The organism is Nostoc sp. CALU 1950, assembly GCF_051172895.1.
Taxonomy (GTDB): domain Bacteria; phylum Cyanobacteriota; class Cyanobacteriia; order Cyanobacteriales; family Nostocaceae; genus Nostoc; species Nostoc edaphicum_A.
This window is the reverse complement of record NZ_JBDNJQ010000259.1, coordinates 1-7310: the sequence shown is the minus strand read 5'-3', so window position 1 is coordinate 7310 and position 7310 is coordinate 1. Positions and strand designations below refer to the sequence as shown.

8 protein-coding genes are annotated in these 7310 nt (G+C 41.8%); 2 read left to right on the top strand and 6 right to left on the bottom strand.

Annotated features, from left to right (window positions below; genetic code table 11):
- The 6 genes from ABF638_RS36075 to ABF638_RS36050 all read right to left on the bottom strand — a co-directional run.
- On the bottom strand, window positions 1–2198 hold a 2198-nt coding region (locus tag ABF638_RS36075; RefSeq protein ID WP_435027569.1), incomplete at its 3' end, for a HEAT repeat domain-containing protein.
- 66 nt (window positions 2199–2264) lie between these two features.
- Window positions 2265–2705 carry a hypothetical protein gene (locus tag ABF638_RS36070; protein ID WP_435027568.1) on the bottom strand — a complete coding sequence of 147 codons (441 nt, stop codon included), beginning with the start codon at window positions 2703–2705 and terminating at the stop codon, window positions 2265–2267.
- A 188-nt stretch (window positions 2706–2893) separates the two neighbouring features.
- Entirely contained in the window at window positions 2894–3619 is a 726-nt protein-coding gene (locus tag ABF638_RS36065) for a DUF6753 family protein (RefSeq protein ID WP_435027567.1), read from the bottom strand.
- Between the two features lie 42 nt (window positions 3620–3661).
- Complete coding sequence (locus ABF638_RS36060) at window positions 3662–4033, bottom strand: four helix bundle protein (RefSeq protein ID WP_435027566.1); 372 nt, start codon at window positions 4031–4033, stop codon at window positions 3662–3664.
- Between the two features lie 48 nt (window positions 4034–4081).
- On the bottom strand, window positions 4082–4861 hold the full coding sequence (locus ABF638_RS36055; protein WP_435027565.1) for a hypothetical protein: 780 nt from the start codon (window positions 4859–4861) through the stop codon (window positions 4082–4084).
- Window positions 4862–5389: a hypothetical protein gene (locus ABF638_RS36050; RefSeq protein WP_435027564.1), complete on the bottom strand. Its 528-nt coding sequence runs from the start codon at window positions 5387–5389 to the stop codon at window positions 4862–4864.
- 454 nt (window positions 5390–5843) lie between these two features.
- On the opposite strand from ABF638_RS36050, the gene ABF638_RS36045 reads away from it, so the two are divergent.
- Window positions 5844–6242 carry a plasmid mobilization protein gene (locus ABF638_RS36045; protein ID WP_435027563.1) on the top strand — a complete coding sequence of 133 codons (399 nt, stop codon included), beginning with the start codon at window positions 5844–5846 and terminating at the stop codon, window positions 6240–6242.
- Window positions 6223–7310: relaxase/mobilization nuclease domain-containing protein (locus tag ABF638_RS36040; RefSeq protein ID WP_435027562.1), on the top strand; the 1088-nt coding region annotated here is incomplete at its 3' end. The genes ABF638_RS36045 and ABF638_RS36040, both read left to right, overlap by 20 nt.

Sequence of the window (7310 nt, the reverse complement as noted above, 5' to 3'; positions counted from 1 at the left end):
TCATGGATAAGTGAGATCAAAGCGTCAATCGCTATTTTGTTGCCAAAGCCAATTTTCCCTAAGCTTTCTGCCGCCTGCCTACGTGTATAACTATCAACCTGTGGCTCACGGATAATTGCTATCAACCCTTCAATCGCCGTTTGGTTGCCAGGGTCAATTTCCCCTAAGCTTTCTGCTGCCTGTCTACGAATATAACTATCAACCTGTGGGTCACGGATAATTGCTATCAACCCTTCAATTGCAGCTTGTTTACCGATACCGATTTTCTCTAAGCTATATACCGCCCGCCTACGATTATCAGTATCAACTTGTGGGTCACGGATAATTGCTATCAACCCTTCAATGGCAGTTTGGTTGCCTACACCAATTGCTTCTAAGCTTTCTGCTGCCCGCAAATGCGTGTAACTATTACTTACTTTTGGTTTACGTATAAGTTTTATCAACTCTTTTATCGCTGTTGGGTTGCCAGAGTCAATTTCTCCTAAGCTTTTTGCTACCTGCCAACGCGTATCATTATCAACCTTTGGGTCACGTATAAGTGAGATCAAAGCTTCAATCGCCTTTGTTGTATTGGTTGTTGGCAGTAAGTTTAATGGTTCATACCTAATTTCATTCAAAAAGCTTTCCCAGTATGCTGGTGTTTTTGCATTTAAGTAACCAAACCTGTATTTAACAATTTGCTGAACAATTTCATTAATCAAAGAACAATCATTAAACTCGGCAATTCCTTGTGCAGCTAGAAAGTAAGCTTGAAACTCATAAAATCCTCTATTGGCTCTGTCAATGTTGCACCATTCTCCGCAACCATCTTTAAAATCTATTAATTCTTCAATAAAGCTTTTTTTATTTTTATTTGATATATCTTCCTCTTCGCGTCCCAACCACAGCAGAATTACCTCTTTCCACTGCGGTTCAAAAATGCGATAAATTCCATCATATGGGTTGTCTGGAAAGTGATTAAGGAAAAAGTGCCAATCATCAATCGCTAATGCTGCAAAATATTCTTGAAAGGTAGGATGGTAGAAAGCATATATGGGTTTTCTATCTGGAGTTATTTCTATATTGTTCAACAAGCCCACATCTAATGCCAATTTGAGCAGAGATTTTTCACCATTCGCCTCTCCTAAGAAACGACTGACCAACTTATGCTCCAAGCGGAAATGGCTGTTTTTTCTGTCTATTGCTTCTTGAGCTAATTTTGCTAACCTAACTTTTAGTTCCTTGCGTTGCTCAGGTTCTATGTCGAATTGCTCTTTTCTCCATTCGTAAATTTCATCTACATATTGATTATAAAGTTCCGCTCTCGTATTAGGTAACTTGCCTTCTCTTAACTGCCAATTCAAACATAGCAGTGTTAGTCGCAAAGGATTCTTTACTAAATCTTGAATTCGCTTTTTACGTGTATCTTTAAGAGCAGTGCATAACCTTTGTCCTCGTTCCCTCCTTTCTTCTGGGATAGCAGAAAACCATCGGTCAATGAACGTCTCTACCTGATCTGGGTAGGAAAAGTCGAGAGTACGATAAATATCGAAATCATCGAGTTTATTTCTACCGGTATCCCAAAGATTTACTCGACAGGTCAGAATAATTCGGGCTTGAGAGATAGACCCTCCCTGGATATGTCGTGTAATTTCTGTGAGGGCATTGCCAGAGGAGACAGACATTTCATCTAAACCATCTAATAACAGCCATATCCTTCCTTGCTTAAACTGAGTAGCAAAATCATCCTTATCCTGTTCGGTAGCAAGAGCCTTACCTGTTTTCCTTGCAACATTAGTTAACCAATTTTCATATAAATAATCCTCTAGCATTTTCTCTTTCAAATCTGCTAAAGATACCCAGATAACAATTGCTTGTTTAATTTCACTTGATACCCAATCTGCAATATGCTGTAAAAGGGTAGTCTTTCCTGCTCCTGGCTCCCCAATAATGGCAATACGATTACCCTGACTTTTAGGACTTTGTTTTTGTCTAAGAACTTCTTCTAAAAACTCGTTGTGTTCAAATCTTTTAGTGATTTCCGTTTCCTTATATAGGTCTGACCCCTGTTCTGGAGAAACATCATCATTTTCTTTTCGCTTGGATTGTTTTTTGCGCTCCACTAATCCTAGTGGCACGTAAACATCTTTAACTTTATGGGCTACTCCCGCACTTGAGGTTATAGGATTTGTGGTAAGCTTTTGGTGTTCTGTCAGCATTTCACGACAGACTTGACACCAGTCAATGGGATTTAACTTTACCCGTTCCCGTTCGGGCGGCTCCAGTCAAATATTGAAAGTACTGCCACTTTGGTTAATGTTTTGGGTTTGAGCTGCATTAATAGCTTTTTTAAAATTTTGGGTAAAAGTTAAAGGATATGAGTTTTGAGATTTCTCCACAGCTTCTTTTATCTCCCTCAGAATTTCAGCCAAGTTTGACGGTGGATTAGTTTCTGCTGCTGTTGCCAATTCCTGTGCAGCTTCAGCCACTTCAGGATTAGCCTTAGCCGCAGATTCTACTTCCAGTACAGCTTTGCCGTAATCGAGTGGTTGTTGTGGCGCTTTTTCAATCGCAGCTACAGTATTGGGAGAGTGTTTTTTAAGGGTAACTAAGAACTTACCAGCTTTATCCAATAAGATTTCTATTCCCTTTTCGGTTGTTTTTTCTAAGACTTTAGTGGCAACCACAGTACCAACAGCGATCGCACCAGCAGTTAATGGCTCCATCTACTACCTCTTAAGCGTGGCATCCTATTTTACTATTACCACATGGTTTCTGTTCTAAATTACGCAATTAATGGAATAAATCTCTAGTCAGCTTATTTTTAGGCTCATAATTCGTGCAGCACTACACGTTAGGGCTATTACGTGTAATGCAGACCCAGTTTTTTTATCGGCTTTGCAAAAGCAAATTTTTACCGCCGTCGTCTTCGGTTTGGATCTGTCCCCAACTTTTTCTCAACCCGTTGAAGCTTGGCATTACTCCAATCAGTATTCTGTAAAATTTTCTGTAGAGACTCGGTAGTTTCAATAGGAGTAGGGATTGGGGTCAGGTGCGAATAAAACCAAAACAGAATAAAAAATGAGATCGGAGAAAAAAGCCAGATCATAATAGCTCTACCCCAACCTTTAACGGCTGATTCCGCGTCTTTTTGGTTCAATAGAGATATTCCCGTCTGAATCTCGTTCAATTGTTCTTGCAACGGTTGGCTCAATGTCTCTGGTTGCCTTGGGGAGATATTGCTCAAATTCTCGGAGAGTTTGGTTAAGCTCGTCAATTGCTTGAGTTGTTGCTGAGACGTTAGATTTAATGCGCTCAAGGCTGTCCCTAGCTGATTGCAACTGGTCGCTAGATTTTTGATGTTCTCCGTGTGGTCGGCTTGAATCTTCAATTGCTCCGCCGTCAGTTGACTCCATTCGTTTAGCTCTACCTGTAAATTTTCAAATAATAATTTCCAATCGTTTGGAGCGGTTTCTGTAAGTTGCGCCAAATAACCAATGTACTGCACTAACCTAAAAGCTGGGTCATCTTGTTTCATCCCAGAATCTAGCGCAAACCGTAAGACTTTAGCTTGAAATTCCGGTGGCTTTTCTGACAGCAACCTATCTAAATGAGATACCGCACCATTACTTGTAGCCATGAGGGTGTGGGGTGTAGGGTGTAGGGTGTAGGGAAATCTGTTTCATTTATTTTCAAGCGCACGAATTAGGGACAGTAGAATCTTGCCTACTAATTCACACTGATTGAGAACAGTATTAATTGTTTGGGATGAAGCTAGTTCTACTCTAATCGCCAGTAATAAATGTGTTTCTAATTCTTTAAGAGAACCTTGAGCTATGTACAAAAATTGAATATATTCTCCACGAGTTTTTCTACCATATCCTTCCGCAATATTGGCGGGAATTGAAACAGCAGCACGACGAATTTGAGATGTCATTCCATAAGTTTCTTCCTTGGGAAATGCTTTCGTTACTCGATAACAACTCTCAGCCAAATTCATACCTTCCTGCCAAACTTTTAAATCTCGATAAGACTGTATTGATGGCTCTTTCATAAATACTCATCCCCTACACCCTACACCCCACCCCCTACACCCTTCTTTTTACTCTAACCCCAACTGTATAGCCGCCTTAGAAAACTCAGTTTCAACCGCATCAATCCAGCCAAAAACTCTCGATTGATTACTCAAACTAAAATCGTCATGCTCTAGAGCCTCCCTGAAAGTTAGATCCTTCGAGTCAACGAGGTCAAAAATATCGTCATATAACTCAGGTAATAACAGTTCAATCGCTCCCAAAGCTTCTACAGCCTGCTTCACCTTAGAATTGTTGTAGCGAGTGAACTTGTGTTCATCACCCCAGTAAAGATTTTTTACAACTACATAATCAACTTTGTCGCCGCAGAAATCCATCAGCCGTTTTAACTGCAATAGGCTATCTTTCACCCGACCCAGCACCGATACCATAGTGATGCGATAACCCAAACGCTGGGCATTTTGAAACAGAAAAATATCCTTAGCCACCGATTCAAAATATTCAGCAGCCCCAGCAGGCAGATCCACTAAAGATACTTGAGGAGACAAACGCTTCAAATCATCCTGTAAAGCATCAGCACCACCACGCTGATTTAGTTTGAGCGTTTGCACCCCTGGCAGAACCTTGTTGTAGTGACGATAAAGCTGAGGATTAGACTGGTCACACTCATAAGCAATGCAGTTGATATTTCTGTGGCGGTAAATGTCGAGTAGGATTCTAGCTACCACACTTTTACCAGTACCCCCCTTATCACCAGTTACCAACACCAAGCGCCCAAGAGTTTTTGGCTGTTCAGTTGGCTTTATTTCCTGAAATTGGTCAGCCGATTGTTTAGGTTTGACTACCATCTACAAATCCTCATCGTTTATTATTTCAGGCACAAAAGCAAGGCGAGAGGGATTTTGATTCTCTGGAGCTTTAACATCAGAGGTCTTTTTAGCCGTTTTAGGAGTTTTAGGAGTTGTTGATTTGGATGAAGCGGATTTTGATTTTGGTTCTGATTGAGACTGAGGTTTATTGGCAGATTGAGTATTGCTTTCTGTAATCTCAGGATTCTCGCTCACAAGTGGCTCATCAATAACTTGTGTACTGGTATTCTCTTGGCTAGGAGGAGTGACTGACTTTTTGCGAGTAGACCGACGAATATCGTTAAGTAAATAACGGATACGTTCAGGACTGATATTGATATCCAAAGGGGCTAAAGTTTTAGACACTTCCTCATAGCTATAGCCGAGACGAAGCACCCGTTCAATTTGACGGCGCATTTTTTTAATAGCTGCTCGTGCTGGGATATCATCTAATTCCTTAGCACCCAAAGCGCGTAAAGCATCAAGAGCCTCTGGAATCTTTGACTTAGGAATATTGTCTTTAGCCACAAGAGTAAAAATCAAACTAATGTTTATGTTTAAAACTTTACTTTAACGTGGGGCATCTATCTAAAGACAGGTAATTATCAATGCAACAAATAGTTAAGAGACAGCAACAGATATTAACGTAACTGATTGAACAGTGATTACTCAAAGCGTGTAAGATAACTCACGAACAGTTAATCAAAAATCAATCACACAGTCATCACTAATAATTAGCCATACTGTAATTTACGTCAACTCGTTAGTAATATCATCGTGGTGGTAGCCGGAGATTACGCATTTTGTCCCCTAGTGGGTTGTTCCCCTAGTTCTCCTGCCTCCCCCAAAAGCTGGTTAGGAGCAAGCCATGCCTAGCACTACGTGCTGTCCTCGCTACGCTCGACTCGGCAGGCTTGCCAAAGGGGGAAGTGTCCCCGCTTTGGAAACCCCCTCTAAAACTGCATTTTGTTTGGTTTAACTTATGCCCAAAGCTTCTTCTCAATCACTTGTCCGCACCAAAATGTTGCAAGCGCGATTCAGCCCGATTGAATATGAGATGATTCGCTCTAAAGCAGAAGATACGGGCTTGAGCTTGGGAGAATTGACAAGACGCTGTATGCTATTGCGACCAATTCCACCACCACCGCCGCGACTGGGCAGAGTTACACTAGACACATACCTGGAACTATCGCGCATCGGCAACAACATCAACCAACTGGCTAAAGCCACCAATACCGCCATTAAAATGCAGTTGCCACCGCCTGCATCACCAGAACTTCTACAAGAGTTACTAGAACTGCTACGACACTGCCAACAGGAAATAGCCAATACCTTCATCGAAGAATCGGACGAGGAAACAGATGATTGGCAACCAGACTAAAGGGCGAGGGTTTCGCGGACTGCTGAATTATTTGGAGTCTCAGAAAGATGCCAAACTCATTGGTGGCAACATGGGCGGCAATAACGCCCGCGCACTGGCCAGAGAATTCAAAATTTCTCGACAACTAAACCCAGAAGCTGACAGAGTAGTGTACCACGCATCATTATCACTACCAGAAAACGAGCAACTAGACGAACCAACCTGGAACGAACTTGCTAACCGCTATCTCGAAGAGATGGGATTTGACAGTAACCAGTACGTAGTCTACAGACACAGCAATACCGAACACGACCACATACATATTTGCGCCAGCCGCATTCGGTTAGATAACGGGAAGATTGTACATGATAGCTGGGATTACAAGCGTAGCGAAACCATTATCCGGCAGCTAGAACGAGATTATGGTTTACAACAAACCCAAAGCAGCCATGAGAAATTATCGCGTAATCCCAGTATTGGACAACAAAAACGCCTAGAAAGAGAGCAAGAAGAATATATTAATGGTGAGCGCCAAACTCCACAAGAACGCCCCATTAAGCAACAACTCCAGGAATTAATCGACCGTGCCACAATAGACAAACTAACTATGCCCCAACTGGTTGAGCGGTTGCAATTACAAGGTGTAGAAGTTCGCCACGGCTTAACACGTAACGGCAAAAGTAAGGGCATCTCGTACTCGTGGAATGACCAGAAATTTAGCGGCACTTCTTTGGGGCCTGCTTATACATGGCCAGGACTGCAAAAACATAAGGAAATTGACTACCAGCCACAAAGGGATGACGGGCATATTGAGCATCTGTTGAAAAATCCTGTTCAGCGAATAGTTGTTAGTCAACAGTTAGAAACTGAGCAAGAAGATTCGGGATTAACAGCTAGCCCAGTCCGAGAACTTGAGCGAGGTTCAAGTCAGTCATTCGAGGCGATTACTGCAATTGTCCGATATCTTGAACTACAAGAAGTTGAGCAGTCATTAACAAAGTCTTCCCTAAGTGAAACGTTACCGCAATTAACAGAACAACTGTCTCTTTATCAGCAGCAACTACAAGAAAGAAGAACCGCATTCGACGG

Excerpts from the sequence above, each read along its gene's own strand:
- ABF638_RS36065 (WP_435027567.1), bottom strand. The coding sequence starts at position 3,619 with ATGGCTACAAGTAATGGTGCGGTATCTCATTTAGATAGGTTGCTGTCA.
- ABF638_RS36055 (WP_435027565.1), bottom strand. The coding sequence starts at position 4,861 with ATGGTAGTCAAACCTAAACAATCGGCTGACCAATTTCAGGAAATAAAG.
- ABF638_RS36070 (WP_435027568.1), bottom strand. The coding sequence starts at position 2,705 with ATGGAGCCATTAACTGCTGGTGCGATCGCTGTTGGTACTGTGGTTGCC.
- ABF638_RS36045 (WP_435027563.1), top strand. The coding sequence starts at position 5,844 with ATGCCCAAAGCTTCTTCTCAATCACTTGTCCGCACCAAAATGTTGCAA.
- ABF638_RS36060 (WP_435027566.1), bottom strand. The coding sequence starts at position 4,033 with ATGAAAGAGCCATCAATACAGTCTTATCGAGATTTAAAAGTTTGGCAG.